The organism is Paraniabella hibiscisoli, assembly GCF_022512515.1.
Taxonomy (GTDB): Bacteria; Bacteroidota; Bacteroidia; order Chitinophagales; family Chitinophagaceae; genus Niabella; species Niabella hibiscisoli.
This window is the reverse complement of sequence record NZ_JAKWBK010000003.1, coordinates 511,949-538,832: the sequence shown is the minus strand read 5'-3', so window position 1 is coordinate 538,832 and position 26,884 is coordinate 511,949. Positions and strand designations below refer to the sequence as shown.

Sequence of the window (26,884 nt, the reverse complement as noted above, 5' to 3'; positions counted from 1 at the left end):
CAATGTGTTGGTAAGTTAATAAAGAGTAGTTCTTTGAGTTTCAAATTGGAAATTCCGGTTTGGAACTATTAGCGGGAGTAGCTCATTTGGTAGAGCGGTAGCCTTCCAAGCTTCAGGTGGCCGGTTCGAGCCCGGTCTCCCGCTCTTTGTAGATGGCAGAGATGAGATAACGGAAGACAGCGATTAGAATGAGAACTGTCAACCTACAACAGTCAGCTGTCAGCTTAGGCAAACGCTGTTGTAGCTCAGGGGTAGAGCACTTCCTTGGTAAGGAAGAGGTCGAGAGTTCAATTCTCTTCAACAGCTCCAACTGTGTACAATAGTACAAACAGACGACGCAACAAACCTTTTAGTAAATTTGCTGTATCGTACAAGAATATAAAAACAACTTTAAAAACAGATAACAATGTCAAAAGAGACCTTTAAGAGGGAGAAACCCCACGTAAACATTGGTACTATTGGTCACGTTGACCATGGTAAAACAACTTTGACTGCAGCTATTACTGAAGTTCTTGCGAAAAAGGTTTAGCTACTGCAAAGAAATATGACGATATCGATGGTGCACCTGAAGAAAAAGAAAGGGGTATCACAATTAATACTGCTCACGTAGAATATCAAACTGACAGCCGTCACTACGCACACGTTGACTGCCCAGGTCACGCTGACTACGTAAAAAATATGATCACAGGTGCTGCTCAGATGGATGGCGCTATCCTTGTAGTTGCTGCTACTGATGGTCCTATGCCTCAAACTAAAGAACACATCCTTTTGGCTGCACAGGTTGGTGTACCTAAAATGGTGGTTTTCTTAAATAAAGTTGATTTAGTAGACGATTTAGAGCTTTTGGATCTTGTTGAAATGGAAGTTCGTGAAGAGTTAACTAAACGTGGTTTTGACGGTGATAACACTCCAATCATTAAAGGTTCTGCAACTGGTGCTTTAGCTGGTGACGAAAAATGGGTTGGTGCTATCACAGAATTGATGGATGCTGTAGATACTTACATTCCTCTGCCTCCACGTCCAATTGATCTTCCAATGCTGATGTCTGTAGAGGACGTATTCTCTATCACAGGTCGTGGTACAGTTGCTACAGGTCGTATTGAAAGAGGTAAAATTAAAACCGGTGATCCAGTTGAGATCGTAGGTTTAATGGAAAAACCTTTAACATCTACTGTAACAGGTGTTGAAATGTTCCGTAAAATATTAGACGAAGGTGAAGCTGGTGATAACGCAGGTTTATTATTACGTGGTATTGAGAAAACTCAAATCCGTCGTGGTATGGTAATTTGTAAGCCAGGTTCTATCACTCCTCACACAGACTTCAAAGGTGAAGTTTATGTATTGAGCAAAGATGAAGGTGGTCGTCACACTCCATTCTTCCAAAAATACCGTCCTCAGTTCTACTTCCGTACAACTGACGTAACTGGAGAATGTTCTTTACCAGAAGGTACAGAAATGGTTATGCCTGGTGATAACACTACATTAACTGTAAAATTAATCACTCCAATCGCAATGGAAAAAGGTTTGAAGTTTGCGATTCGTGAAGGTGGTCGTACAGTAGGTGCTGGTCAGGTTACTGAAATCATCAAGTAAGAATTAATTTCTTTGAAATACTACAATTAGCTAATTAGCAGTTCGCTAATTAGCTAATTAGTTTACGGGCATCGTCCAATGGTAGGATACCGGTCTCCAAAACCGTTGATCTGGGTTCGAATCCTAGTGCCCGTGCAATCATTTGTTGTTTGATGTTTAAAGTTTAAAGTTAGATCGTGGCAACAGCCGGAACTTTAAACCTTGAATCTTAAACTTTAAACTTTATAGATGAACAAATTCGGCAATTATTTAAAAAATAGCTATAAAGAATTAGCTGAAAAAGTAACCTGGCCTGATTGGGCTCAGTTACAGCAATCTACTATGATTGTATTGGTTGCTACCATCCTCATTACACTGTTGGTTTGGGTAATGGACTTTTTAGCAGGTGGTGGTCTTAACTTCTTGTACAAAATATTATACAGCTAAGAGATGGTAGAGAATATTGTTGACGATAAACCCGCAGAAACTCCACAAATAGATACCAAATGGTATGTATTGCGTGTGGTGAGCGGTAAGGAGCGCAAGGTTAAGGAGTATCTGGATAAAGAAATTTCCCGCAGCCCTTTTGCAACGCTTGTTCAACAGGTTTTTTTACCTGTAGAAAAAGTGTATAAAGTGCAGAATGGTAAGAAGGTAATGCGCGAAAGAAACTATTATCCTGGTTATGTAATGATTGAAGTGCAGGATGGTAAGATGAGCGATGATTTGCGTGACCTGGTAGTTGGAACCAATAGTGTCATTCATTTTTTAGGAAAGGATAACCCCATTTCTTTACGTAAGGCCGAAGTAAATAAGATGCTGGGCCGCATGGATGAAATGAATGAGGCGGGTGGTGTTAGCATGATCGAGCCTTATATTGTAGGTGAAACTATTAAGATTGTTGAAGGACCATTTAATGACTTTAACGGTATTATTGAAGAAGTGAACGATGAGAAGAAGAAGTTGAAGGTTATTGTAAAGATATTCGGACGTTCAACACCGGTAGAGCTGAATTACATGCAGGTAGAGAAGATTATTTAATCTGTTTTATAAAAGTTGTTTAGGCCGTTTCGCAAGAAACGGCTTTTTTATTTCGTTTTGTTTGCTAATCGACTTTTATTACCTCATTGAAATCAATTGGTTAGCGCTATTAGGTTTTTTTTAAGAACTACCGGACAACCTATTTGGCATAGTTTTTTGTCTTTAGTGTGACATAGATCATTATTATTACCAGACAAAATTAGAGGTTATGAAAAAGTTCAACATTTTAATGATAGTATCGGTATTATTTACCTTTTTTATACTATCATGTACAAGCAGAAAAAAGATAGCGATACCGCTCTGTACAGGTACAGGATACGTTAGGTCTTGCTGAATATCAAAAATGGAAAATGGAAAGCGAGATACGTGAAAAAATTGAAGCAGAGAAGGAGCTTGAAAATAATGCAACAGTAGCTCCGGTAGCTACTAGAGATCATCGGCATCCAGCAGTTCCAGCTCAGGAAATAAGGTGTACAGAAGTAGTGGCAGCAGTCGAGGAAACAGTAGTTCGTCGGGGTCGGGTACTGCATCTGCTCCGGCACCTGCGCCTCAGAGAAAGGGAATGAGCCATACTGCTAAAGGAGCTATAGTAGGAGCTGCTTCAGGGGCAGTAATTGGCGCCGTGGCTAATAAAAACAATCGATTGGGCGGTGGTGTAGTAGGAGGCGTGATAGGAGCCGCTACAGGAGCTGGTGTGGGTGCTATCGTTGATAAAAAAGAAAGACAAAGAAATGGTTATTAACATTCACTAATAACAGACAAAAGCGGTTTAAACCGCTTTTGTCGTATATATTCCTTATTTTTAACTAACTCCGGTTAACCCTATTACCGGAACCAAACTTAAACAAATGAAAAAACTATTACTCGCAGTTGCCGTGGCTTCTATCAGTGTTGCATGTAACAATGAAGCGAACAATACCGCATCTTCAGATTCTATTGTTGTGGCGCCTACTGATACTTTGCCTGTTGCAGAAGTATTTTCTGATTATAAAGAAGGCGATATCATCAGGAAGGATGGTCAGCTGGTGGTTTATACAAACGGAGCTTGGGTACCGGTTGATAACGACCTGGTACTGGAAAATGGCGTTACGATTAAAAAGAATGGCGAAGTAGTGGATAAGAAGGGCCGGACTATTGTATTAGAGGATGGAGAGCGGGTAACTAAAACCGGCATTTTCTTTAACAGGGCCGGAGCTGCAGTGGAAGATGCATGGGATGCGACTAAGAGAGGAGTAACCAATGCGGCAGATGCTACAGGGAATGCTGTTGAAAAGGGATACGAAGCTACAAAAGAAGGCGTAAAAGATGCAGCGGCGGCTACTAAACAAGGTGTAGAAAAAGCGGCTGATGCAACCAAAGAAAAAGCTGAGGATGTAGGCCAGGCTATTAAAAAGGGAGCGCAGAAAGTGGGTGATAAAGCTAAAGAAGTTAAAGAAGATATTAAAAAGTAAATAAACGTTTTCTGGTTATGTTTTGATAAAAGGTGAAGCCTTGCGCTCACCTTTTTGTTGCTCTTATTTCCTGTTTTTCGCCTGAAATTCTTTGAACTTATCACTAACATAAGTGATAAGTTCTCCCTTATTGCGTTGGCGGCAAAATTCGTAAGACGGTCTGTACTCGTTCATAAATGATTTCAGCGCTTCATCCTTCAGACCGGTTAATGAGCTCACCCAGGCGGGCGAAAATACATAGTCAACATAAGCGTCTTCTTCCTGCTTCAGCAACCTCGTTTTCAATCGCTTATTAGCTTTGCGTTCTTTTGAAAAAATAGCAGAAGGACTTAAGACAATACCTGCACCCGCAGATGGTGTATGACCGCCGGTTATTCCCAATGGCTTTTCATAGGCATAGGCATATTCCTGTCTTCTGCGTATAGAATCTCTCCTGTAATCTGCCATCACCGTAACCCCGGCCAGGAACGCAGCCCGTTCAATAAGCGCTGCATCATATCCTGATATAAAAAACTGTTCCTGCACTTTTACAGTATCGCTTATAAATCCGCTAAAAGAAAAGATCAGGCTGTCATTTTCGTTGGCGTTGATGGAATAATATCCACTGTTGTCAGCCGATACAGATGAGCCACGACTGATATTGGTTACGGTAGCCTTAGGCAGGGGAGAAATGGTATCGTAAGTGAAATCGTTTACGCGTCCTTTTACTGTTTTTTGTGCGGCAAGCGGTAGTATAGCAATCAGCAGGCAGATGGTAAGTATATAGCGGATAATCATATATAAATGTAAGGGTTATCTATATGCAGGTAACTGCTCTCTCCAATAATTGTTTGTTAAAGCGCTATTCTTCTGTCCGGTTGGAAAAACTATATAACAGGTAAAACAGCGAGGGTAAAATTAAAACACTTCCGGCAAGCAGGGCTATACCGAGAGACCTGATCGTTTTTTCCGCTCCTTGTTGCGTTAACAGGGATAACCCTTCTGTATTTTTTAAATTAACCAGCACCGGATAATGCTCGTAAGTGATAGCGACCAGTAGTAAGGTGACCTGGGCTCCGGCAATCACCCGGATCAATTTTGTTTGTTTTGTAAATAAAGAGGCCCACATCCAAACCAGGGATATAATGGCTAGTATCACGCAAATAATACTTACTGAATTGCCAAAAAGCCAATGGGCCAATGGAATGCCTTCCATTTGGGCAGCTATGAATACAAGGACAGCGGCTGCCAGCGCCGCAATACTCATGTGTTTGGACTTGGTAACAAAACGCTTTTTGTCTTCTTCCGACTTTGTTTCTCCAATAATAAATATAGCCGCCAAAAAGCCACAGATAATAACCGTAAAAATCCCTACCGCCACAGGAAATGGCGATAACCAGCTGAAAACATAGGCATCTAAAAAGTTAGTTGCCTGGGGATCTATTCTCCCAGAAACGGCACTACCCGCTATAATGCCTAAAAATAATGGAGTGATAATGCTGGAGTACATAAAGGTTTTGGAGTACACCACCTGCATATTGTCTTTTACCGCGTCATAATTACGAAAGGTAAAAGCTGTTCCCCTGGCAATAATACCGAGCAGCATAATAGTTAAGGGTATATGCAGATAAACTGACATGGTGGTATAGATAACCGGGAAGCCCACAAAAAGTATTACAATGGCAATAATCAGCCACATGTGATTAGCCTCCCAGATGGGGCCAATGGCCCTGTACATCACTTTTCGGGTTCGGTCTTTACTTTTTGATGTAGATAGAAATTCCAGCACGCCGGCGCCAAAATCGGCTCCGCCCATCAAAACGTATAATAAAACGGAAGCCCATAAATATGCCATCACTACATAAATCATAAAAGGCTTTTAATGGTTATCGGGTAATGACTCGCCTGCAGGAGCATCATACAACACACCTACCATTTTAACCTGCCTGTACAAAAGCATCATTACTATAATACTTAAAGAAAGATAAACTGCGGTGAAAATATAAAACGAATATATAATGCCAGGCATGGGTGTAACTGCATCGGCCGTTCGCATGTAGCCATACATAATCCAGGGTTGTCGTCCCACTTCTGTAACCATCCATCCGGCTTCTACCGCAATAAATCCTGCAGGAATGGCCAGTACGAACATTTTCAACAACCATCTTTTTCGAGCCAGCCTTTCTTTCTCCATAAAATAAAGAGATACAAAAGGGCAATCAACATCATAGCCATACCCAGCATCACCATTACCTGGAAGGAGTAGTGTACTACAGCCACTGGAGGCCGTTCATTTTTAGGAATTTTGTCCAGGCCTGTTACCTCGGTATTAAAATCTCCATGTGCCAAAAAACTTAAGGCTCCGGGAATTTTTATGGCATACTTCACTGTTTCTGTTTTTTCATCGGGCACACCGCCAATGATCAATGCCGCTTTTTCTTCAGTTTTAAAATGTGCTTCCATAGCCGCCAATTTCGCGGGCTGTCTTTTAGCAACATCTTTAGCTGAAAAGTCGCCACTAAGCGGTTGAAGAATGGCGCTGACAGCTGCAAATACAGCCGCAATTCTAAAGGCCTTTGTATGAAAGGATACATTCTTTCCTTTTAATATCATTAATGCATGTACACCCGCTACAGCAAAGCTGGTAGCTACAGTGGCAGCGAGTACCATGTGTATGGATTGGGAGAGCCAGGCGTCGTTAAACATCGCAGCAATAGGGTCGGCGTTGATATACTGCCCGTTTACATATTCAAAACCTGTGGGGCTGTTCATCCAGGCATTGGCTGCAACTACAAGTATGCCCGAAGCCAACCCGCTAAGACCTACCACTACACCCGTGAACCAATGAAACCATCTGTTGAAGCGGTTCCAGCCATATAAATAAAAGCCTAATGCAATAGCCTCGATAAAAAGGCCGTTCCCTCCAGCGAAAAAGGCATACCGAAAATAGGGCCTGCATGCTTCATAAACTCTGGCCATAACAAGCCGAGTTCAAAAGATAAAACAGTGCCGGAGACGGCACCTGTTGCGAAGAATATTGCTACGCCCCGGCTCCAGGCTTTGGTTACATTTTTATAAGTTGTATCGCCTGTTTTTAACCACTTGTAATGTGATACAGCCATAAAAAATGGCATGATCATTCCGATACATGCAAAAATGATGTGAAAGCCAAGAGAGAGCGCCATTTGCGACCGTGCCGCCAAAAATCATCCATAGTAGCATGGATTTAGACAAGAATAAGTTACCGGCCGCAAAGGTACGACAGATCTGTTGTAATTGGTGTTTCAATATACCGGACCTGTGTTGTGTTATCCGGTCTTTTCGCTAACGACAGTGGGATAGATGATAGCTTTTATTGCCTTTATGATCCGTTTGTTCCCGCACATCAAGTGCGTTATAAGCGCCGTTTGTGTCCTGCTTCAGTAATACTATCCCCATCTTGTATTTTTTAAGCAGTATGACCAATGCCGTTTCATGAGTAATCCCGTTCCATGATCTTAATTCATTGAATTCGTCTACCAATTGTTGCGGAAATGTAGGCTGATAATTGATCGAAGTGCCATCTGCCTGAATTTTGCTGATACCTGCCCGTCTTGTGTAAGAAGTATTAAAGCGTAGCGCGTCTTTTTTACTAAGCAGTACAAGGGCATACGCTTGTCCTTTAGGAGTGATTATATATCTGATATAATTAGCGTCGATTGTTATTTGGTCGATAAAACCATATAAGTCGCCGCTGGAGGGAGGATGTTCGTTGGTATGTATATGTATATCTGCAAACCGATTGTTCATATCAGGTATATAACCGCTGCTGATATTACCTGTGCTAATTGGTGAGTTGATAATCTTCCCGGTTGAATCTTTACCAAAGGATATTACATGTTCTTTATAATGGAGTAATTGAGCTTTTCTGATCAATATAACCGCACTGTCATAGTTAGGGGTTTGGGCAAGCAGGGTCGTTGCCCGGGCAGCCTTTTCAGATGCAATGCAGAGATCGTAATAGGTAGTGTCGTAAGCAGATGCAAATGCCTGGGAACTACAAAGGGGAGTGTATTGCCACAAAAAGGGAAGAAGGTATATTAAAGCTACTGTCCGCATTGGCTATTACTATATTATTGTCAGATTCATACCAGCATTGGTTTCCATAAAAAAATCCCTTCAATTCGAAGGGATTTTACAGTTTTATTCTGCGCCTTTACCGTGGCATTGTTTGAATTTTTTCCGCTACCGCAGGGGCAAGGATCGTTTCGGCCGATTTTGGGTCCTACGCGAACGGGCTCTTGTTTTACCGGCGGTGCTGATGGATCGAAATAGTCATTTTCATTAGCGGCATAATCATCGCCGGCTGCATCTATTTCTTCTTTATTAACACTTAGTTTACTCAGATCGGTTTTTTCCTGGCGGCCTTCTTTGATTTCATTGCTTTCCTGTTGGTCTGGCAAATTGGCTTGTGTAAGGAAGGAAATGATATCCTTGTTTAAAGTAGTGGTCATGTTGTTAAACAACTGGAAAGCCTCTACTTTATAAATTACTAATGGATCTTTTTGTTCCAGGTACGCGGTTTGTACGCTTTGCTTTAAATCATCCATGGCACGCAGATGCTCTTTCCAGGCATCGTCTATCACCGCCAGGGTAATAGATTTTTCCATGCTGGAAACAAGCGCCTGCCCATTGGTGTCAACTGTTTTATCCAAAGGAGCGAGTACGTTGATTCCCTTACGGCCATCTGTAAATGGTACCACAACATTTTCAATATGAGGTCCCTGGGCGGTACGGATATTTTTAAATACCGGCACTGCTTTGAGGCCTATAGCTTCTGTGTGTTGATTATAACGTTGAGTAGCTTCTTCGTATAATTTATCGATCAGTTTATTTTCCGAAGTGGCATTAAACTCATCGGCAGTAATGGCGGTGTCCATACCGAAGTTTACAATACAAGCCATTTTAAAGCCTTCGTAGTCATCCTGCTCTTTAAAGGAATTTACTACGCTTTCTGCTACTATAGAAAACGCACTGTCGATATCCAGTGAAAGACGCTCTCCAAACAAAGCATGGTTTCTTTTTTCGTAAACAGCATTTCTTTGTTTGTTCATTACATCATCATACTCCAGCAATCTTTTACGGATACCAAAGTTATTCTCCTCAACTTTTTTCTGGGCACGCTGAATGGAATTGCTGATCATGCTATGCTGAATTACATCGCCTTCTTTATATCCCAGCTTATCCATCATGCCAGCAATACGATCACTACCAAACATACGCATCAGATCATCCTCAAGCGATACATAAAACTGTGAACTGCCCGGATCACCCTGGCGGCCTGCACGACCACGAAGCTGCCTGTCAACACGGCGGCTTTCGTGTCTCTCCGTACCAATAATGGCTAAACCTCCTGCTTCTTTTACACCGGCTCCCAGCTTAATGTCGGTACCACGACCAGCCATGTTGGTGGCAATGGTTACAGCGCCTGCTAACCCGGCTTCAGCTACCACGCTCGCTTCACGCGCGTGTTGCTTGGCGTTGAGTACATTGTGCGGAATTTTCTTCTGTTGAAGCATACGGCCTAAAAGCTCACTTATCTCAACCGAAGTAGTACCTACCAACACCGGCCTGCCAGCATTGCGTAATACTTCTATTTCGTCAATTACCGCCTTATATTTCTCACGCTTGGTTTTATAAACGAGGTCCTGTTTGTCATCTCTGATGATAGGAACATTGGTAGGAATGTTTACTACATCCAGTTTATAAATACTCCAAAGCTCGGCTGCTTCTGTTTCTGCTGTACCCGTCATACCACCTAATTTGTGATACATACGGAAGAAGTTTTGAAGGGTAACGGTAGCGTAGGTTTGAGTGGCTGCTTCGATCTTCACATTTTCTTTAGCCTCCAGTGCCTGGTGCAAACCATCACTATAACGACGGCCATCCATGATACGACCTGTTTGTTCGTCGACAATTTTAATAGCACCATCAATTACTACATATTCTACGTCTTTTTCGAACAGCGCGTAGGCTTTCAGTAATTGTTGTACAGAGTGTATACGATCAGCTTTTTGAGAATAGTCGTTAAGAATATGCTCTTTCTGTCTTAATTTATCTTCTGATGAGGCATCACTTTTTTCTATGTCGGCAAGACTTACACTAATGTCTGGTAACACGAAGAATTCAGGATCTTCACCCGAACGGGTAATGGTACCTAAACCTTTTTCTGTAAGATCTACCGATTTGTTTTTCTCATCGATCCTGAACAACAGTTCCGAATCAATGATATGCATATTGCGTTCCTGATCCTGCAGGTAGTAGTTTTCAGCTTTCTGCAGTTTTACTTTGATGCCGGGCTCGCTCAAGAATTTGATAAGCGGAGTGTACTTAGGTAAACCTCTAAAAGCGCGGAATAAATGAAGTCCTCCTGTTTTAGGATCGTCTTCACCTTTTTCAATTAATTTCTTCGCTTCGTTTAAAGCATTTCTAACAATGCGTTCCTGCTCAATAAATAATTGCTGTACGCGTGGTTTGTGAATATGATACTGCTGATCGTCTGCTTTGTCAACAGGACCGCTTATGATCAAAGGAGTACGTGCGTCATCAATTAAAACGCTATCTACCTCATCCACCATTGCATAATGGTGTTTGCGCTGTACCATTTCATCGGCTGTGTGCACCATGTTATCACGCAGGTAATCGAAGCCAAATTCGTTATTGGTACCATAAGTGATATCTGCCAGGTAAGCATTTCTCCTGGCGGCAGTATTAGGCTGGTGTTTATCTATACAATCTACTCTTAAACCTAGCCATTCAAAAATAGGTCCGTTCCATTCCTGGTCACGACGGGCAAGGTAATCGTTCACTGTTACAATGTGTACACCTTCACCAGCCAAAGCGTTCAGGTAGGCTGGCAAAGTAGATACCAGTGTTTTACCCTCACCGGTAGCCATTTCTGCAATTTTACCGCTATGTAAAACAGCTCCGCCAATTAACTGCACATCGTAATGCACCATGTTCCAGTTCACCGTGTTGCCGGCAGCAGTCCAGCTATTGTTAAATATGGCTTTATCGCCATCAATGGTTATATATTCACTTCCAACGCTTAACTGCCTGTCAAGATCAGTAGCTTTAGAAACTACTTTTTCATTTTCTTTAAATCTCCGGGCTGTTTCCTTCATTACGGCAAAAGCTTCCGGCATTATTTCTTCCAGAACAACCTCGATTTCTTTATCACGACTTTTCTTTAACTCATCTACCTGTTTGTAAACATTATCTTTTTCAAATAATGCATCATGTGATAATGCATCTGCGCTGGCATTTAATGTATTGATTTCTTCATCAATTTTGCTCAAACGATCCTGTATACGCTGTTTGAACTCTTGTGTTTTATGACGAAGCTCATCGTTGCTTAAAGACTGGTATTGACTGAAAAAGCTATTTACTTTTTCAATAACCGGTTGAAGTTTTTTGTGTCTTTCTCTGACTTACTACCTCCGAAAATTTTAGATAAGAAACCAAACATGATAATATATTAATAATTAAAATCTTTTAAAGAAATATCCTTGTCAAAAACAGTGCTTATATTACAAAGGCAGACAATTTGACAGGGCCGCAAAGATACGAAAATTGGCCGGCAACCAGGCAGAGGAGCGCCGGTTAAGCTTGTTTTACCGAAATAATTATTACTCAACCTGAACCGAATAAAAGGAGCTGGCAAAATTGCCCTGCAAATGCCTGTTTTTTATAGAGAAAAGTAATTTATAGGTGCCTGCCTGATCGGGCGTTTTCAAATTAATGGAAATCCTGGTCTTTTGTCTGGGAGCAATAATATTGCCTTCAATTTTATAACTGCTGTCTGCATTAATGAAATCGGACTTAGCAATAAAAAAGCATAATTTATTTCAAGTTCGTTATAAAGAGTGATGGTTTGATCCGATTTATTTTGAAGCTCTACTTGAATAGGGAATGAAGCGCTAGTCTTTAGCTTTTCGGGCAAATGTTGCGGAATGATCTTCAGTGCATTGACACAAGTAAATTTTTCGATTGGATGAAGTAGTCCCGGATTATATTTGGTATCAATATAGGTGAGCGCCGAATCGTGTTCCCCGGTTATTTGATAATGCCATACTTTTTGGCCACTTAACCTACAATCGTTTTCGAGATTGTAATTGGTTTTTCGATAGCTTTTTGTGTTGTAGTCCAGGGCTTTGGCATCCGGAAAATAGTAAGTATACAATGATGGCAATACATAAGAGTTCTCAAAAATTACCGGAGTATCGCCAACCGCTTTATGCAAGGTTTCAGCCCATTGTTTCCCATAAAAGAAGGGGTAGTAATGGCGGATTAAAGTAAATGGTGAGTGGGGTACTAAAAAAGCACCCTGGCGAGTAGTATAATAATAATGTTAGCGATGGCAAACTTTCGGAAAAGACGCTGGTATTTTTCTGTACCATTTGCAATAAGCGCCATAAATAAGGTCATAAACGAAGGCGCCGCAATAAGCGTCCAGTGCGCTTCCACAGTGTTTTTGAAAGAGGATATCAAAAAGAAAATTAAAGTACCTGCAAAAATGAATAAGTGCGTTCTGAGTAATTGGTCTTTGATCTTAAGCCTGTAGCAGGTTGCGTAAAATAATAAGGAAATGAAGGGACCAAATACCAGGATCTGACCTGACAAATAATCAGTGGTATGGTTTATCCGGTAACGCCTGGCCAGGCGCTCATTCAGATGATAGCGGAAGCTAGGCCAGTCATGTTGATACTGCCAGTAGATATGCGGTAAAAATAGAATGGTAGTAATTAATACAGTGAGCCAGAAGTACTTGTTGAAAAGTAATTTATAATTGGAAAGAACTACAAAAAAATAAGCAGGATGCCATGATATTTGCTATAAAACATGCCGGTGATACAAAAAGCCATTAGAATGCTGTTGCCAATGCTTCTCTTGTTAAGAAAGCTTTTATAAGCTAACAGAAACAAACAGGAAAAAAACAGGAGCGGGGCATCGGGTGTGGTGATAAAACTATAAACATTCACCAGCAGTGTTGAGGCTGCTATCAGCATATACCATTTAATATGCTTTAGGTAGTCCGGCAAGGCTTTGTAAATAATGCCGATAGAGAAAGTTGTTATTAATACAGTACCTAAACGTGTGAACAGGCTTCCATGACCGAAAGTTTCTCCGAGCCGGATCAACAGCGCTACCATCGGGGGTGGTCAAAATAGCTCCAGTCTATATTTTGGGACAAATGCCAGTAATAAGCTTCGTCTCCTCCAGTCCTAAAAACAGGCCTGCAGGGCGTTTATAATAAACCAACCCAGCATAAAAAGGTACAATGTCTTGTTTTCCTGCCCCACATCTGACTGGATTTTAATACCTGGTACTGTATTCATGTATAACTATTGATATTTGAGTAGCCTATAAAATGCAACTGTAAAAATCTGCAATTTGCAGCTACATTTGCAAAAAAGTATAGAATGGTTAAAAAACCGGCTGATAGTCTGATCGTGATGACCGAATTGGTACTACCTAATGATACGAATGTTTTTGGAAACTTAATGGGGGGCAGGTTAATGTACTGGATGGATATTGCTGCAGCATTGTCTGCACAAAAGCATAGCAATGCACCCGTAGTAACAGCTTCTGTAGATAATATATCCTTTTTAAATTCTATTAAATTGGGCAATGCGGTGCACATTGAGGCACGCGTTACCCGCGCTTTTAACTCTTCGATGGAGGTATTCCTGGATGTTTGGGGAGAAGACCTGGTGACACAACACAAATATCAAAGCAATACTGCTTATTATACTTTTGTTGCTTTGGATGAGCATAGTAAACCCAAAGCAGCCCAGCCTATCGAACCTGAAACAGCAGATGATGTGGAACGCTACAATGGAGCTATGCGTAGAAGGCAGCTGAGGCTGATATTGGGTGGTAAAATGAAACCCGATGATGCCAAAGAGTTGAAGGAGCTATTTGGAAAAGTATAGTTACCGGGATATAAAAGGGCTTAAATTATAATGTGTATACGATGAAAACATTTCGCAGTGATGTTTCAGGAAAAGAGTTTCCCGTTGCCGAGAAGGTAGCTGGCAGTTCGCTCAATGACAGGATTATTGATCTGATAAGACAGGAAATGCCTGAGTTCACAGTAGCCCATTTTTTGTCAGTAAATGAGTTGAAAAGTTACCGCGAAAAATATATTATCCGCCAACTGTCTGCACAAACAGGTAAAAATACAAACCTGGTAAAAAATGTGATGGATTCGATAACCGGAGATACTATATTGGCCGATGCTATTGAAGAGGAGAATAAAACGGAATCTACACTGGGGCAGAGAGTTGCCGACAAAGTAGCCTCCTTCGGAGGAAGCTGGACTTTTATTATTTCCTTTATTATATTCCTTTTAGTGTGGATTGCATTTAACGCATTTATATTGCTCAACAAAGGATTTGATCCTTACCCTTTTATTCTCTTAAACCTTATTTTATCCTGCCTTGCTGCGTTGCAGGCGCCAGTAATTATGATGAGCCAAAACAGGCAGGAAGAAAAAGACAGGGAGCGTGCCAAGAAGGATTATATGATCAATTTAAAAGCCGAGCTCGAAATAAAGTTGCTACATGAAAAAATGGACCGTTTAATAAACCTGGAAAGCAAGCTTACCGGGTTGATAGCAAGAAATGACAATACTGCTGCAGATAATAGCGCTACTCAGAACGTTTAGGTAATAGTTTAAATAGGGATTCAAAAATCAATTTTAAGGCTCAATCTGGTTTTTATTTTTGTAGCCGATGCTAAACTCCCAGCCCTTTGCCTTGGTATAACCCACTTTCACAGTAGATAACAACATCACCGCCGACAAGGCACCGCCAAGAGCCAGTATTGTACCTGCTACCATTTCATCATCCTTCCAGGTATCAAGTTCATGTTCCAGATACTCGTGCGTATCGGGGTTAGATGCCATAATTTCCAGGCTTTCTCTTGCTACTTTAATAGCCGTGGCAGTATCCAGGTTTTCTTCATATACTTCTTCTGATGCGGTAGTTAACTGCTGCACTTCCGGCATTTGCTTTATATCATCCGGCAGTTGAGCGATTAGTTCATCACTATCGATATTCAATTGCTGCGGCAGCGAAGTTTCAATATGCTTGAATAGTCTGAGGGCTTTAAAATCGTCCAGTTGCTGAACTTTCTCCAGTGTAGTCATAATAAGTGTTTGTTTAAAATTAAATGTATTTATCTGAAATCTCCTATTAATGATAGTCCGGCCCAATAGTATTCAGGAGGCTTGGGTAACGAAGCATCAACCTCTTTTTTAACCTGCAATAGTGCCTGTTGCAAAGCCTGTGCCCGGGTCTTTTTATGAATCAGCCATTGTTCGTAGAATATTCTGAATATTTTATTTCCCCAATTCACATCCAGGTTCCAGTTAGCGCTAATGATGCTGGATACTCCTTTTTGAAAAAAGCCCATTCCATGCCGAGTGCATCGCCTCCATACCCGTCTTTTGATCTGCCGCTTACGCATGCTTGCATACTTATATGTGATTGGCGCAAATGGCAATCGTCTTCTATCAGCTTTTGCGGACTCAACAAATGAGGTGATCCATAATAATTGGCATTGGCCTGTAATGAAGGCCATTGATTATTGGATTTCAGTAGAAGTCCGCTGTGGAAATAAGGATTTTGTAGTTGAATATTTTGAAACAACTCATCTATCGGGAAAACGCCGTGTGTTGCCAGGTGATGTAATGTTTCAGGCTGCCAGAAGGATGAGAGCGTTTCAATATCAGCGTGGGTGGAAACACCAGATTGTGTATCGTTCAGCCATATATTGGTTTCATTAAATGCGGCACACTTGTCCTTGTCATCCTGGATAGCACTGCATGAAACTGTTCGGATATTGGAATACAGAATAGGTGGCTGTTCTAATAATTGATAGAGTTGAAATCCACTATGGATCTTGGATACGCTAAATGCTTCAATCAAGGGTCTGCCGTCAGGAAGCAGTGCATATTGAAGTGAAAAAAGATTTAAGATGCCGTCTGGTGAAAAAACAATATGCTCGCCCTCTTTAAGATAGCCTTCTTCCATAGCCAGCACTAAAGGAGCTAGCAAGATACCCAATTCCAGTGGCAGGTTAATCGTTTTTGTTTAGCAAAAAGTCCTGCCGATGCCCTTCTCCAATTATCCGGATTAGGATAATCTTTTTTAACCAGGATTGAAGCGTATCGCTGGAAGGCCCTTTAGCAGTAGCAAAAAACGACCCTGTTTAGTAAGCAGCACGCTATAGGTTCTGTCATCATCGCAAAAAAGGCTTAGATAATGTGCCTTGTTTTGTGCCAGTACAGGAGATAGATAAGCTTCTATATTGCCTTTTATATAAAACTCCGAGGTCAGGTTGCCTGATTGCAGTGCTTTGTCCGTAAGACTTCTTGCTTTTGAGGCTTCTATCCGGTTAAACAAGCGAGAGGCGTTGCTACTTTGATAATTAGTATAAGCCATTGCTCCGAACAGATGAGGATACTGCGAAAAAATACCTGCCCGTTTATGGGAATCGGTAATGGCGGCTCTCTGTTCTTCCAGGTAAAAGTAAAGCCTGTCCAATGCGTCTGCGGCTTCTTTAAATTTTTCGAGCCGGTTTAAACAGATATAGATTGGCCAACAAATGAAGGAGCTGTCACCAAAATGTCCTTCGTTTTCAAACCATTGCTGTAAATGCTGAAGTTCTTCTACCAAACGTATATACTTGGCATCACTTTCGTCGTTATTCTCTATCTCTTCCATAACTACTCCCAATTGATGTCTTTTCGACATCAGTGACGTAGCATCAATATCACCTCCCATTGATGCCTGTATGTTTAGCAGCGATGCAGATAGCTGGTTCGAAAGCCCCAGTACTTTATCATCATCAACAGGAACTCCCGATTGATACATTTTAAGCAATTCTTCAACAGGAGAGAGGTCCCAGGCATTATTCCCTTTTTCTACTTCCTTTAACGCAGCAAGCATGGTTTCCAGGTCGGTAATGGTTTGACTTTTTTGTATGCCTGTACTTCTTCGTTGGTCACACTTGTAGCAGTGGTAAATAGGTGTATCTTATTGCGCAGCCTGTCATAAAGAACAATGCTTGATGGAGGGATTAATTGCGGGTCTAACGAATTCACAATCATATTAGCCTCCTCAATTTCATGATGTTCCAGGTAGTTCTCTGCCGCCTGTAAATGAGTGCTCATAAAAGGTGTATTCATCCAGCCAGGTAAATTCATGTCTGCCCATTGCCTGTAGCAGGAAATAGCTTTTGAGTAAGCACCTTTGTCGAACCATAGCTTCATTAATAAGTAAGAATTATTACCCAGGTAATAGCTCAATTCATCTATCGGAGCAGCGCCTCCCTGCTGCCATAGCTGAACACCCAACGATACAGCAACGTCGGCAAATAATAGCCCTTTTGCTACATGACCGGTATGCGCAAACGAAGTAGCCATACAATCCAGGGCAGCCAGGTTATATATAGGTTGTTTTGCCTCCAGGAATAACAGTGCATTGGTTAGAGCCGGGTTGGGGTATTTGTTAAAGAAACTAACTACAGCAACATAATCGTTTTGATTTAGCTTTTCCAGCAATTCACTCGAATTGAGGTCAGGGGCTTTCATAATCTAAAAATTTAGCTCTTCTAAAATAAACAAAAAAATGGTATTTCGCATGCGGCCCAATCGTAAATAATTATCTTACCTTGAAGAAGTAACCGTTAACTTCTTAAAACCAAAAGCTCCAGGATACTTTTAAAATTGCTATATGAAGAAGGAAATATTTAAGGTAACGCTTATTTCTGGCATGCTGGATATTATGGCCGCGTTTAGCCAGGCATATATGGTACGCAAGACTCCGCCGGATATTGTTTTAAGATACATCGCCAGCGGACTGTTTGGTAAACCGGCATTCTCCGGCGGCGTCATCTATCCAACATTGGGATTAGTATTTCATTTTTTGATCGTGTTCGCTTGTGCTGTAACGTATTTCTGGCTTTTTACAAGGGTAGCACTTCTTCGTAGAAGTGTTCTTTTAAGTGCATTTTTGATTGCACTTGTTGCCTGGGTAGTTACGACGCAGGTGGTTATTCGTTTAAGTAAAATAACGGCAGCTCCTGTTGAATTGAATAGTGCCCTTGTTGCTATTGTCATATTGTGGATATGTGTTGGTTTACCAATCGCTTTTATGGCAAAGCAACACTTTAAAAAGACCGAATAATGCTCATAAAAATGGGCGACTACTATTGGTAATCGCCCTAAGTCTATAAAAATTATAATGGGTTAAACGGTGGCCATCAGCGATTTTATTTTTGCTGCATGAGCATCACTTACCGGTACTACCGGGAGGCGTGCGTTAATAGTGCACAGTCCCATCTCCTGTAGGTACTGCTTTACACCGGCAGGACTACCCTCAGCAAATAAAGAGGTGATGATATCAGTGAATTTAAGGTGCAATGGCAATGCCTCTGCAAATTTTCCCTCAAGGCAAAGACGTATCATGTCTCCAAACTCTTTTGGATAGGCATTAGCTACTACCGATATAACCCCTCTCGCTCCCAGAGCAATCATTGGAAATGCAATCGGATCATCTCCGCTGATCAGCATGAACTCAGCGGGTTTATGCTTCATTATATAATTGAACTGATCAAAACTGCCTGAAGCTTCTTTTGTAGCAATGATATTTTTACAATCCTTAGCTATACGTACTGTTGTCTCGGCACTAATACTTTGTCCGGTACGTCCTGGTACATTGTACATGATGATCGGCAATGGAGCTACCGTGTCAATAGTTTTGTAATGCTGGTACAGGCCTTCTTGTCCGGGTTTATTATAATAGGGCGCTACTGAGAGTATAGCATCATAGCCATCTAACTGCATTGTTTGAAAGGCATGTACTACCTCGCGGGTATCATTGCCTCCAATACCTGCCACGAGCCCTGCACGGCCTGCTACTTTCTCTTTTGCAAAATTGAAAAGCTCTTGTTCTTCTTCTCTTGTAAGCGTAGCACTTTCGCCCGTAGTACCTGCTACAACCAGGTATTCTATTTTATTGTCAATCCAGAAATTGATCAGGTTTTCCAGGGTGGCCCAATCAAAATCGCCATTGGATGTAAAAGGTGTTACTATTGCAATACCGGTACCGGTAAGTTTTTGTTGTAAAGACATTTTAGTCGGAAATTTGAGATGATAGGTGATAGTTGACAGATGAAGGGTTTACATCATTTATCTAACATAACATTGTTATTGGTTAATTTCTGAGTTGAAGTAGGTTGTTCAGCTTTAACAGATGATCAATTTAGATGAGGATATCAGTAAGTCCGATAATGTTGTAACGGCTACTCTGTATTCTGCCAACAGTCATCTGCTATCTGTTATTACACTTCTTCCCAGAAGCCCATCTTGCTGAATTTTTCTATACGGGCCTCAACACGTTTTTCAGGCTTCATATTTTTTATTTCAGCAATACCCGCCAGTATTTGCTTCTTTAAATTTTGAGCAGCCAGTTCATAGTCCCAATGGGCTCCACCGTCAGGCTCAGGTATAATACCATCTATGAGGCCAAACTCTTTCATTTTTGTAGATGTGAGTTTTAATTGTTCGGCTGCTTTCATTTTATAGTCCCAGCTACGCCAGAGAATGGTGCTGCAGTTTTCAGGAGAGATAACCGTATACCAGGTATTTTCCATCATATATACTCTGTCTCCTACGCCAATGCCTAACGCACCGCCGCTTGCTCCTTCGCCGATAATAACGCAAATTACGGGCACTTTCAGACGCATCATTTCATAAATGTTACGGGCAATGGCTTCGCCTTGTCCACGCTCTTCCGCCTCTAAACCCGGAAAAGCACCGGGTGTGTCGATCAGCGTAACAACGGGTTTATTAAACTTTTCAGCCAGCTTCATTAAGCGCAGAGCTTTACGATAGCCTTCTGGGTTAGCCATACCAAAATTGCGTAACTGGCGTTTTTTGGTGTTAGAACCTTTTTGCTGACCTATGATCATTACTGTTTGCCCATCTAAAGAAGCAAAACCGCCTACCATAGCTTTATCATCCTTAATATTACGGTCTCCGTATAATTCCGTATAATTTTCCGTCATCAGCTCTATATACTTGTGTGTATAAGGTCTGTCCGGGTGCCGGCTTAGTTGCACGCGCTGCCAATCCGTAAGATTATGGGTAATGGTCTTACGCGTTTCACCTACTTTATTCTGGAGCTGCTCTATCTGGCCGCCTAAGTCAATATCTGTTTTCTTTTCTCGCTCAGTAGTTAATTCAATTTCATCCAACAAATCTTTTATTGGCTTTTCAAAATCAAGAAACTGCCTGTTTGCATTTTGGGGCATAATCAATGCTTTTATATGAGGCGGCTAAATTAATGATTATTTAGCAATACCCGTTGGTGTGGGCAGATATCTGTATAGTATGTGAATTGTAAGGGCTGTTTTGAGGGGTGGCGTTTTGAAAATATGCAGACTGCCCGGTTTTGTAGAGAAAAAATAATGGATAGAAAAGCATTATAGAACTTTTTGAGCTACTTTCGCGGCCCGTTCGAAAAAGCCATGGTCTTTTCGCAGCAGGCCGAAGTAGCTCAGTTGGTAGAGCAGCTGATTTGTAATCAGCAGGTCGCGGGTTCGACTCCTTCTTCGGCTCATAAGAAAATCTGGTAAATTATTTTACCAGATTTTTTGTTTATACGACATTTTATAATTTATCTCACTTGTCCATTACCTTCTAATATCCATTTTTCCGTCACCAGTTTTTCCAGTGCAAATGGTCCGCGTGCATGTAACTTTTGTGTAGAGATGCCTATTTCTGCACCCAGGCCAAACTCCTCGCCATCAGTAAATCTTGTAGAGGCATTGGTATAAACCGCAGCCGCATCTACTTCGGTAACAAAACGGTCACAAGCCTTTTTATTTTTAGATACAATAGCTTCGGAATGTTTGGTAGAGTATTGTGCAATATGATCCAGGGCCTCATCAATATCTTTAACAACTTTTACGGCACATTTCAGCGATAAAAACTCTTTACCAAAATCTTCCGGTTTCGCCTTAACCAAGTATGGATAGCCTTTTAGATTTTTGTAGGATGCTGCATCTGCAAAAATTTCTACTTCATATTTTTCAAATGCCGGTTTCAGTAGCTGCAGGAAGCTTGCTGCAATTTCTTTATCAACCAGTATCGCATCCGCAGCGTTGCATACAGAAGGTCTGCTTACCTTGGCGTTTACAGCAATTGCTACTGCCTTTTTTAGATCGGCCGTTTTTTCTATATATACGTGGCAAACTCCGGCGCCTGTTTCAATAACCGCACCAGGCTGTTTTGGCGAACAAAGTTGATCAACCCTTCTGACCCTCTTGGAATTAATACATCCAGGTATTTTGTAGCGGTAAACATTTCCTGTACTACTTCCCGTTGTGGTGGTAACAGGCTCACTGTGTTTATATCTAATCCAAATTGTTTTAATGCCTTTTGGATAATACCGATAGATACCTTGTTGGTATGTTGGGCATCGCTGCTGCCTTTCAACACGCAGGCATTCCGGCTGCGTAAACAAAGGGCGGCAATGTCGTAAGTTACATTGGGACGGCTTTCGTAAATGGCCCCTACAACACCCAGGGATACAGCCACTTTTTTAAGCCGGATGCCATTGGGAAGCGTTCTCTCAGCGAGTAAGGTCCCGGTAGGATCAGGCAGCTGCGCGATATTTTTGATAGCGTTGGAAATGTTTTTAAGCCGTTCGCTGTTCAGCATCAGGCGATCATTTTTTGGATCGTTGGCGTCTTTTGCTGCCAGGTCTTTTTTATTGGCTTTTAAAATAGCGGATTCATTGGTAAGAATTCCCTCAGCAATGGCCTGCAATAAACCCTTTAATTGCTTTTCAGGTAATTGTTGTAAGGCTATTTTTGCCTTATTGGTTTTTATGAGAGTGGTTTGTATAGACATAATGATTGCTCTTGAGCGTATTTTACTTCGTAAAAGTATTTGCGATTATAGAATTAGGCATTACAGCCGCATTTACTTATTAAATATTGATATGGGTGAGGAATGTTGTTCATCATTCTACCAATAAGTTCATGAAAAATGTAGTTTCTTTTATTCCTGTTGTTAAAACGATAAGTATATTCTTTCAGGTATGCGTGCAGGTGCTCCTTTGAACATTTGTGATGTATACCTCTTAACCAATTTTTGAATAGCATAATTTGCTTATGAAGCTCCTTCATTGCGGAACCCTTTTCTGATTTTACCATTTCGATATTCATTTCACTTTGTAGCGGTTCATAAGATTTAAACGAATCTGTTGTCAGACAAACATCCGGTTTTGTCATTTCTAACAAATGGCATTGTAGGGTAGCTGCCTCAAAATTATCGATATGACGCAACCCTATTTTCCCGGTTCTGTCATCTCCCAATTTCTCACAAACTATCAAAACAGCTTCTTTGTTTTCAAGGCTACGGCCACCCTTGCCGCTTTTGTAGCCACCCTGCAAAAACTCGTCTGCCTCTGCATTACCCCCTATTTTGTCTTTCTGGTCTTCTTTCATCATCTGCTGAACTTTTCTTTTAAACAGCCAGGCCGTCTTCTGTTGTACTCCCACTTCATAGCCTAGCTCTATCGTTGACATCCCTTTCTTTTTAGCCGTAAGCCTGTATAACATATGAAAGGCTTTTAACAACGGCATTTTAGTACCATGAAATACAGTATTGGCCAAAACGTTCTCATCGTATTTACAATTTTTACATCGCCGATGATGCCAGGTACGTCCTTTTACATGCTGCTCAAATCCGCACCTACTACATTTAAACCCTTCAGGCCATTTTTGTTTTACCAGATACGAGAAACAATCATCATTGTTTTTAAACTGCTTGTTGAACTCAAGTATACTTAATCCTTTAAACATGGCTAATTTATTTAGCTTAAATATACTAACAATATTAGTATAAAACAAAACCTATTCAATCCGTGCGTTCAAAATGCCTAATTCTATGCGATTATTTTGTTTTATGTTCCAGTATATTTAATAAGCGCCTGTTCAGGTATAGTTTCTCCTTTCCCACCTTTACAGATTCCAGAAAACCCTTTTCTTCCAAAGATATCAGATAATTTCCTACTGTCTTGGCGTTGCCTAAATGCTCTTCAATCAGGTATTGCCTTTTAGTATAAGGCAGGCGAAATAATACTTCAACAAGGTCTTTGGAATATATTTTGGGAAGTTGCTTTTTGAGGTCATGAGTCATTTTTTCCATAGCTGCTGTTATTTTATTGAGGCGCTCCAAACCATTTAAGGCAGTCACCTCTATCATATCCAGCATATAAAGAATAAAGTTCTCCCAATTGCTTTTTTCTGTTACACTTTTCAGGCTCCGGTAGTAGGCGGCTTTATTGTTAATGATATACTCGCTAAGATAAATGGCTGGTGTATTCAGTAAACCGGAAACTTTCAGGTATAGAAGTAGCAAGATCCTTCCGGTTCTCCCATTGCCGTCGGAAAAAGGGTGAATGGCTTCAAATTGATAGTGCATTAAAGCCATTTTTATAAGCGGGTCGATATTGCTTTCTGCATGAATAAACTTTTCCCACTTTGATAATTTATCGCGAATTATTTTTTCACCGCTGGGTGGAGTGTAGACAACCTTCCCTTTCGTGTTGGATAAAGTAGTGCCGGGTGTTACTCTTATGGAGGCACTGTTTTGTTTAATGCATTGCACAATCTTTATACATAAATTAGTGGTAATAAAAGGTTTTTCCTTTAATTGTTTTAGGCCCATCCATAAGGCTTCTTTATAACTCAATACTTCTTTCGTTGCATCGTCTTCTACTATCTTTTCAGATACTAGCGATTGATACAATTCATCATTAGTAGTAATGATATTTTCTACCTCAGAACTGGCTTTAGCCTCCTGTAGATAAATCGTATCCAAAAATAATGTAGGATTGGGCAGGTTGAGCAGGGTTCCGTTTAGCTGCGCTAATGCTCTCCCTGCCGATATTGTTTTACGTAGTATTTTTTTCGTTTCAATATCAGCCGCCGGAGGCAGATCCGGTAAGTTGTTATAAGGTATTTTGGGGTTAAAGTTGCTCATTTTAATAAGAGTAATTTTTACACTCGTTTTTACAACGAGAGTAAATTTATGCATTTTTTGCCCTCGTTCAAAAAACGAGGGCGATTTTTACCCTCGTTTTATTACCTCTTTTGTAAACTTTTCGTCCTACACCAGTACTATATCATTAGCGTGCGCCGCAATAATATTCTTTTCTTTCAATTGTTTTTTTAATTCCGTGCTGCTTAGTTTGGTTTTGGCAATGCCAATAATAATATCGTCTTCACCCATTAATTGTACCACTTCACCAATAGCGAAACTGCCTTCTATGCTGCTGATACCTACTGTTAATAAACTCTTTCGTTCTGCTACAGCCTTTGCCGCGCCTTTATCCAGCTTAATATTACCTAAAGTAATAGAACCGCTGGCCAGCCATTTTTGCCTGTTTTTTAAGTTGGACTTTTGTGCATAAAACCAACTCCCTGTTTTTTTATTTAAAGCATCGGTAATAGGAGAGGCCGATTTTAATCCGCACATGATAACATTAATTCCCAAATTAGTAGCCAACCTGGTGAAGGTTAATTTCGATAACATTCCTCCCAGCCCAAATTCAGATTTCTCTCCCTTTTTTACTAGTCCCAGCACGTCTTTATCTATGGCTTTTATTTCCGGGATGATCTTTTTTCATCATTTAAAAAGCCACCAACTGAAGTACATAATACTAATGTTTCTGCATCGAAGGCAATGGCCAATAAAGTAGCCAATTCATCATTGTCGGAAAACTTCAATTCCAGGTCGCTGATCACGTCATTTTCATTCACAACGGGAATAACATTGTGAGACCAGAAGGTATTGAATGTATCGCGCAGTTGTAAAAACTGTTTACGGTTGCTGAAGTGCGATCGTTCACATAATGCCTGCGCTACAGTAAGTCCGCATTTTTGGAAATAACTCCTGTATAGCTGTATCAGGATGGGGTTGCCGATAGCTGCTGCCACTTTGCGTTGAAGCAGCGTGCCTTTATAACCCGAAAGATATTTCTTTCCGCTGCTAACCGCTCCGCTGCTAACCAAAACGATTTTATAGTCTTTATGCAGGTTGCCTATATCGGTTACAATCTTTTTAATAACGGCTTTGTTAATATTGCCGTTAGCGTTGGTGATAACTGCAGAACCCAACTTTATCACTAAAACCTTTTGCCTCATAAAATTAAAATGTATGCAAATTTAGTGTACTAAAGGAAAATAGAAGGATATCAGGTGAGTACAGGACAGAAAGTTTAGTATCTATTACCAATAATTTTTACTGGATTAGTTTTTCTAATACATAATAGGTAATAGGACAGAACTCACTGTTTTTTAAGGTAAGTGCCTGGCGTTTGATGAGCACATCTTCATCTGTATAGGGAAAACGGGCGCAGTCAGAAGGACGCTCGTCATATATAGTACAAGTGTTGTCTGATGCCAAAAATGGGCAGGGTGATGATTTTACTACGAAGTCGCCATCCTCATCAACCCGAAGATAAGTGTCTATAAAAGCGCTTTCCTTCATACCCAGGTATTTTGAAATACGCTTTACATCCGGGGTTTTGAAGCGGGGAGAATAGTTTTTACAACAGTTGGCGCAGGTTAAACAATCTACATGTTCAAAAGCTTCTTCATGAAGGGTAGGTAAGGCTTTAATACTTTATTCTTATCAGCTCTTTTTAAAAATTGCTGGTATTGCTTACGGTGTTCTTTCGATCTTTTTCCCAGTTCTGAAGTATGTCTTTTGCCATTATTGATTGCTTTGCTCCAGCTCTTCCTGCTGTCTCATTTGTTCGCTGGTTTGACGACTACCGTTATGACTCCATCCGGGCGGTCCAAAAAGGTAGCCCAGCTTTTGCTTAAAAGTGAGGTTCTTTTGTTTCAGGTCTTTAAAGATATTGATCCATTCATAAAACACAATGGTGAAGGCATTCTCTTTCTCCATGGGAGTGGTAAGACCGTATTTGATAGGCTGGTAAGACTCAGGAGGTAGTTCTTTTTGAAAAGTGCCAAATAGTTTGTCCCAGATGATCAGAAACATCCCCATGTTTTTATCAAGGTATTTAGCGTTAGAGCCATGATGCACCCGGTGATGCGAGGGTGTAACGAATATGTATTCCAGGAACCCCAGGTTGCCTACCTTTTCCGTATGTATTAAAATACCCCAGATCTGGGTGGCGGAATAGACAAAAGCAATATCAATTGGATGAAATCCCAGCCATGCAATAGGAATAAAGTAAACGAACCGGTATAAAGGCTCCAGAACCGATGACCGGAATCCTACGGTAAGATTAAACTTGGGCGAAGAGTGGTGGGTGAAATGGGTAGCCCAAAAAGACGGCATTCATGATCTACCCGGTGCAGCCAGTAATACATGAAGTCCTGGAATACCAACAATGTGAGCCAGTATATCCATGGCGTCTCAATGGGCGCTACCAGCCGGTGGTTATAAAAGAACAACAGCACGGTCCCGATATATACCGAACGAAAGGCCAGATCCAGTCCGCCATTTAATAACATCAGGTAAATGTTTTGAATAGTATCCTTAAATGTATAGGTATTCTGCTTTCTTAAATGGCTAAAAATCAGCTCTATACCAATTATGATAATATATAAAGGAGTAGTTAGTAAAATTAACAGTTGTTCTTTGGCTGTACCCATCATGGGCGCAAAGATAATAAGTTTCATTTTTTAGGCATTTGGCTTAGCAACCGGCCAGCCTATTAACATTAAACAAAGTACTTATTCACATG

The 26,884-nt window shown here is 40.9% G+C and carries 30 protein-coding genes, 4 tRNA genes and 2 pseudogenes; 13 read left to right on the top strand and 23 right to left on the bottom strand.

The genetic code is table 11. From position 1 onward, the window contains the following. The first annotated feature begins 71 nt into the window (after positions 1-71). From MKP07_RS34180 to MKP07_RS34145, 9 genes are all read left to right on the top strand, one after another. Positions 72-144, top strand: a tRNA-Gly gene (locus MKP07_RS34180). A 90-nt stretch (positions 145-234) separates the two neighbouring features. Next, positions 235-309, top strand: a tRNA-Thr gene (locus MKP07_RS34175). A 97-nt stretch (positions 310-406) separates the two neighbouring features. Next, positions 407-529, top strand: a complete 123-nt coding sequence (locus MKP07_RS43920; RefSeq protein WP_449589538.1) for a GTP-binding protein — start codon at positions 407-409, stop codon at positions 527-529. A gap of 23 nt (positions 530-552) precedes the next feature. Next, complete coding sequence (tuf, locus tag MKP07_RS34170; RefSeq protein ID WP_449589539.1) at positions 553-1,593, top strand: elongation factor Tu; 1,041 nt, start codon at positions 553-555, stop codon at positions 1,591-1,593. Between the two features lie 64 nt (positions 1,594-1,657). After that, positions 1,658-1,728 (top strand) — tRNA-Trp (locus MKP07_RS34165). A gap of 93 nt (positions 1,729-1,821) precedes the next feature. Further along, positions 1,822-2,019, top strand: coding sequence for a preprotein translocase subunit SecE (secE, locus tag MKP07_RS34160; RefSeq protein WP_240852514.1), 198 nt, complete (start codon positions 1,822-1,824; stop codon positions 2,017-2,019). 3 nt (positions 2,020-2,022) lie between these two features. After that, positions 2,023-2,613, top strand: a complete 591-nt coding sequence (nusG, locus tag MKP07_RS34155; RefSeq protein WP_240852513.1) for a transcription termination/antitermination protein NusG — start codon at positions 2,023-2,025, stop codon at positions 2,611-2,613. 469 nt (positions 2,614-3,082) lie between these two features. Continuing rightward, positions 3,083-3,355 (top strand): glycine zipper domain-containing protein, encoded by a 273-nt coding sequence (locus MKP07_RS34150; protein WP_240852512.1) that lies wholly within the window; start codon positions 3,083-3,085, stop codon positions 3,353-3,355. Between the two features lie 106 nt (positions 3,356-3,461). Next, the gene (locus tag MKP07_RS34145; RefSeq protein ID WP_240852511.1) at positions 3,462-4,064 is read left to right on the top strand and encodes a DUF6799 domain-containing protein; all 603 of its coding nucleotides are present in this window, start codon (positions 3,462-3,464) and stop codon (positions 4,062-4,064) included. A 63-nt stretch (positions 4,065-4,127) separates the two neighbouring features. On the opposite strand, the gene MKP07_RS34140 is transcribed toward MKP07_RS34145, so the two are convergent. From MKP07_RS34140 to MKP07_RS34105, 8 genes and pseudogenes are all read right to left on the bottom strand, one after another. Further along, a complete protein-coding gene (locus MKP07_RS34140; protein ID WP_240852510.1) occupies positions 4,128-4,841 on the bottom strand; it encodes a hypothetical protein in 714 nt (237 codons plus the stop codon). Between the two features lie 64 nt (positions 4,842-4,905). Continuing rightward, positions 4,906-5,913: a cytochrome d ubiquinol oxidase subunit II gene (locus MKP07_RS34135; protein WP_240852509.1), complete on the bottom strand. Its 1,008-nt coding sequence runs from the start codon at positions 5,911-5,913 to the stop codon at positions 4,906-4,908. Between the two features lie 9 nt (positions 5,914-5,922). Continuing rightward, positions 5,923-7,183 (bottom strand): annotated as a pseudogene (locus MKP07_RS34130) (cytochrome ubiquinol oxidase subunit I). Positions 7,184-7,367: 184 nt separating this feature from the next. Beyond that, complete coding sequence (locus MKP07_RS34125) at positions 7,368-8,141, bottom strand: hypothetical protein (RefSeq protein WP_240852508.1); 774 nt, start codon at positions 8,139-8,141, stop codon at positions 7,368-7,370. Between the two features lie 26 nt (positions 8,142-8,167). Continuing rightward, positions 8,168-11,479 carry a preprotein translocase subunit SecA gene (secA, locus tag MKP07_RS34120; protein WP_240852770.1) on the bottom strand — a complete coding sequence of 1,104 codons (3,312 nt, stop codon included), beginning with the start codon at positions 11,477-11,479 and terminating at the stop codon, positions 8,168-8,170. A gap of 335 nt (positions 11,480-11,814) precedes the next feature. Then, positions 11,815-12,324, bottom strand: coding sequence for a hypothetical protein (locus MKP07_RS34115; RefSeq protein WP_240852507.1), 510 nt, complete (start codon positions 12,322-12,324; stop codon positions 11,815-11,817). A gap of 71 nt (positions 12,325-12,395) precedes the next feature. Next, positions 12,396-12,704 carry a hypothetical protein gene (locus MKP07_RS34110; protein WP_240852506.1) on the bottom strand — a complete coding sequence of 103 codons (309 nt, stop codon included), beginning with the start codon at positions 12,702-12,704 and terminating at the stop codon, positions 12,396-12,398. Between the two features lie 176 nt (positions 12,705-12,880). Next, entirely contained in the window at positions 12,881-13,234 is a 354-nt protein-coding gene (locus MKP07_RS34105) for a glycosyltransferase family 39 protein (protein WP_240852505.1), read from the bottom strand. Positions 13,235-13,504: 270 nt separating this feature from the next. Here MKP07_RS34105 and MKP07_RS34100 point away from each other — a divergent pair, with 270 nt between their 5' ends. Both MKP07_RS34100 and MKP07_RS34095 read left to right on the top strand, forming a co-directional pair. Continuing rightward, positions 13,505-14,017 (top strand): acyl-CoA thioesterase, encoded by a 513-nt coding sequence (locus MKP07_RS34100; protein WP_240852504.1) that lies wholly within the window; start codon positions 13,505-13,507, stop codon positions 14,015-14,017. Between the two features lie 41 nt (positions 14,018-14,058). Further along, positions 14,059-14,751: a DUF1003 domain-containing protein gene (locus MKP07_RS34095; RefSeq protein WP_240852503.1), complete on the top strand. Its 693-nt coding sequence runs from the start codon at positions 14,059-14,061 to the stop codon at positions 14,749-14,751. A 33-nt stretch (positions 14,752-14,784) separates the two neighbouring features. On the opposite strand, the gene MKP07_RS34090 is transcribed toward MKP07_RS34095, so the two are convergent. The 4 genes and pseudogenes from MKP07_RS34090 to MKP07_RS34075 form a co-directional block, all read right to left on the bottom strand. Continuing rightward, positions 14,785-15,234: a hypothetical protein gene (locus MKP07_RS34090; RefSeq protein ID WP_240852502.1), complete on the bottom strand. Its 450-nt coding sequence runs from the start codon at positions 15,232-15,234 to the stop codon at positions 14,785-14,787. Positions 15,235-15,263: 29 nt separating this feature from the next. Further along, positions 15,264-16,120 (bottom strand): annotated as a pseudogene (locus tag MKP07_RS34085) (CHAT domain-containing protein). 117 nt (positions 16,121-16,237) lie between these two features. After that, a complete protein-coding gene (locus MKP07_RS34080; RefSeq protein WP_240852501.1) occupies positions 16,238-17,038 on the bottom strand; it encodes a hypothetical protein in 801 nt (266 codons plus the stop codon). Next, positions 17,023-17,682: a hypothetical protein gene (locus MKP07_RS34075; RefSeq protein ID WP_240852500.1), complete on the bottom strand. Its 660-nt coding sequence runs from the start codon at positions 17,680-17,682 to the stop codon at positions 17,023-17,025. The genes MKP07_RS34080 and MKP07_RS34075 overlap by 16 nt, the downstream gene beginning before the upstream one ends. A gap of 142 nt (positions 17,683-17,824) precedes the next feature. Between MKP07_RS34075 and MKP07_RS34070 the strand changes: the two genes are divergently transcribed. Next, positions 17,825-18,277, top strand: coding sequence for a hypothetical protein (locus tag MKP07_RS34070; RefSeq protein WP_240852499.1), 453 nt, complete (start codon positions 17,825-17,827; stop codon positions 18,275-18,277). Between the two features lie 62 nt (positions 18,278-18,339). On the opposite strand, the gene dapA is transcribed toward MKP07_RS34070, so the two are convergent. Both dapA and MKP07_RS34060 read right to left on the bottom strand, forming a co-directional pair. After that, positions 18,340-19,224, bottom strand: a complete 885-nt coding sequence (gene dapA / locus MKP07_RS34065) for a 4-hydroxy-tetrahydrodipicolinate synthase (RefSeq protein WP_240852498.1) — start codon at positions 19,222-19,224, stop codon at positions 18,340-18,342. A 209-nt stretch (positions 19,225-19,433) separates the two neighbouring features. Next, the gene (locus MKP07_RS34060; protein WP_240852497.1) at positions 19,434-20,405 is read right to left on the bottom strand and encodes an acetyl-CoA carboxylase carboxyltransferase subunit alpha; all 972 of its coding nucleotides are present in this window, start codon (positions 20,403-20,405) and stop codon (positions 19,434-19,436) included. A gap of 234 nt (positions 20,406-20,639) precedes the next feature. Between MKP07_RS34060 and MKP07_RS34055 the strand changes: the two genes are divergently transcribed. Then, positions 20,640-20,711 (top strand) — tRNA-Thr (locus tag MKP07_RS34055). 59 nt (positions 20,712-20,770) lie between these two features. On the opposite strand, the gene MKP07_RS34050 is transcribed toward MKP07_RS34055, so the two are convergent. The 9 genes from MKP07_RS34050 to MKP07_RS34010 all read right to left on the bottom strand — a co-directional run bounded on the left by MKP07_RS34050 (position 20,771) and on the right by MKP07_RS34010 (position 26,819). Continuing rightward, positions 20,771-21,121, bottom strand: coding sequence for a hypothetical protein (locus tag MKP07_RS34050; RefSeq protein WP_240852496.1), 351 nt, complete (start codon positions 21,119-21,121; stop codon positions 20,771-20,773). A 209-nt stretch (positions 21,122-21,330) separates the two neighbouring features. Beyond that, positions 21,331-22,008, bottom strand: coding sequence for a hypothetical protein (locus MKP07_RS34045; protein ID WP_240852495.1), 678 nt, complete (start codon positions 22,006-22,008; stop codon positions 21,331-21,333). 53 nt (positions 22,009-22,061) lie between these two features. Beyond that, positions 22,062-22,964 carry an IS1595 family transposase gene (locus MKP07_RS34040; RefSeq protein ID WP_240852494.1) on the bottom strand — a complete coding sequence of 301 codons (903 nt, stop codon included), beginning with the start codon at positions 22,962-22,964 and terminating at the stop codon, positions 22,062-22,064. A 91-nt stretch (positions 22,965-23,055) separates the two neighbouring features. Beyond that, entirely contained in the window at positions 23,056-24,147 is a 1,092-nt protein-coding gene (locus tag MKP07_RS34035) for a Fic family protein (protein ID WP_240852493.1), read from the bottom strand. Positions 24,148-24,273: 126 nt separating this feature from the next. Then, positions 24,274-24,750, bottom strand: coding sequence for a PUA domain-containing protein (locus MKP07_RS34030; RefSeq protein ID WP_240852492.1), 477 nt, complete (start codon positions 24,748-24,750; stop codon positions 24,274-24,276). A 17-nt stretch (positions 24,751-24,767) separates the two neighbouring features. After that, a complete protein-coding gene (locus MKP07_RS34025; RefSeq protein WP_240852491.1) occupies positions 24,768-25,292 on the bottom strand; it encodes an amino acid kinase family protein in 525 nt (174 codons plus the stop codon). 115 nt (positions 25,293-25,407) lie between these two features. Then, entirely contained in the window at positions 25,408-25,788 is a 381-nt protein-coding gene (locus MKP07_RS34020) for a YkgJ family cysteine cluster protein (protein WP_240852769.1), read from the bottom strand. A gap of 93 nt (positions 25,789-25,881) precedes the next feature. After that, positions 25,882-26,475 carry a sterol desaturase family protein gene (locus MKP07_RS34015; RefSeq protein WP_240852490.1) on the bottom strand — a complete coding sequence of 198 codons (594 nt, stop codon included), beginning with the start codon at positions 26,473-26,475 and terminating at the stop codon, positions 25,882-25,884. Further along, positions 26,412-26,819, bottom strand: coding sequence for a hypothetical protein (locus tag MKP07_RS34010; RefSeq protein WP_240852489.1), 408 nt, complete (start codon positions 26,817-26,819; stop codon positions 26,412-26,414). Before MKP07_RS34010 ends, MKP07_RS34015 begins: the two co-directional genes overlap by 64 nt. Positions 26,820-26,884: the final 65 nt, after the last annotated feature.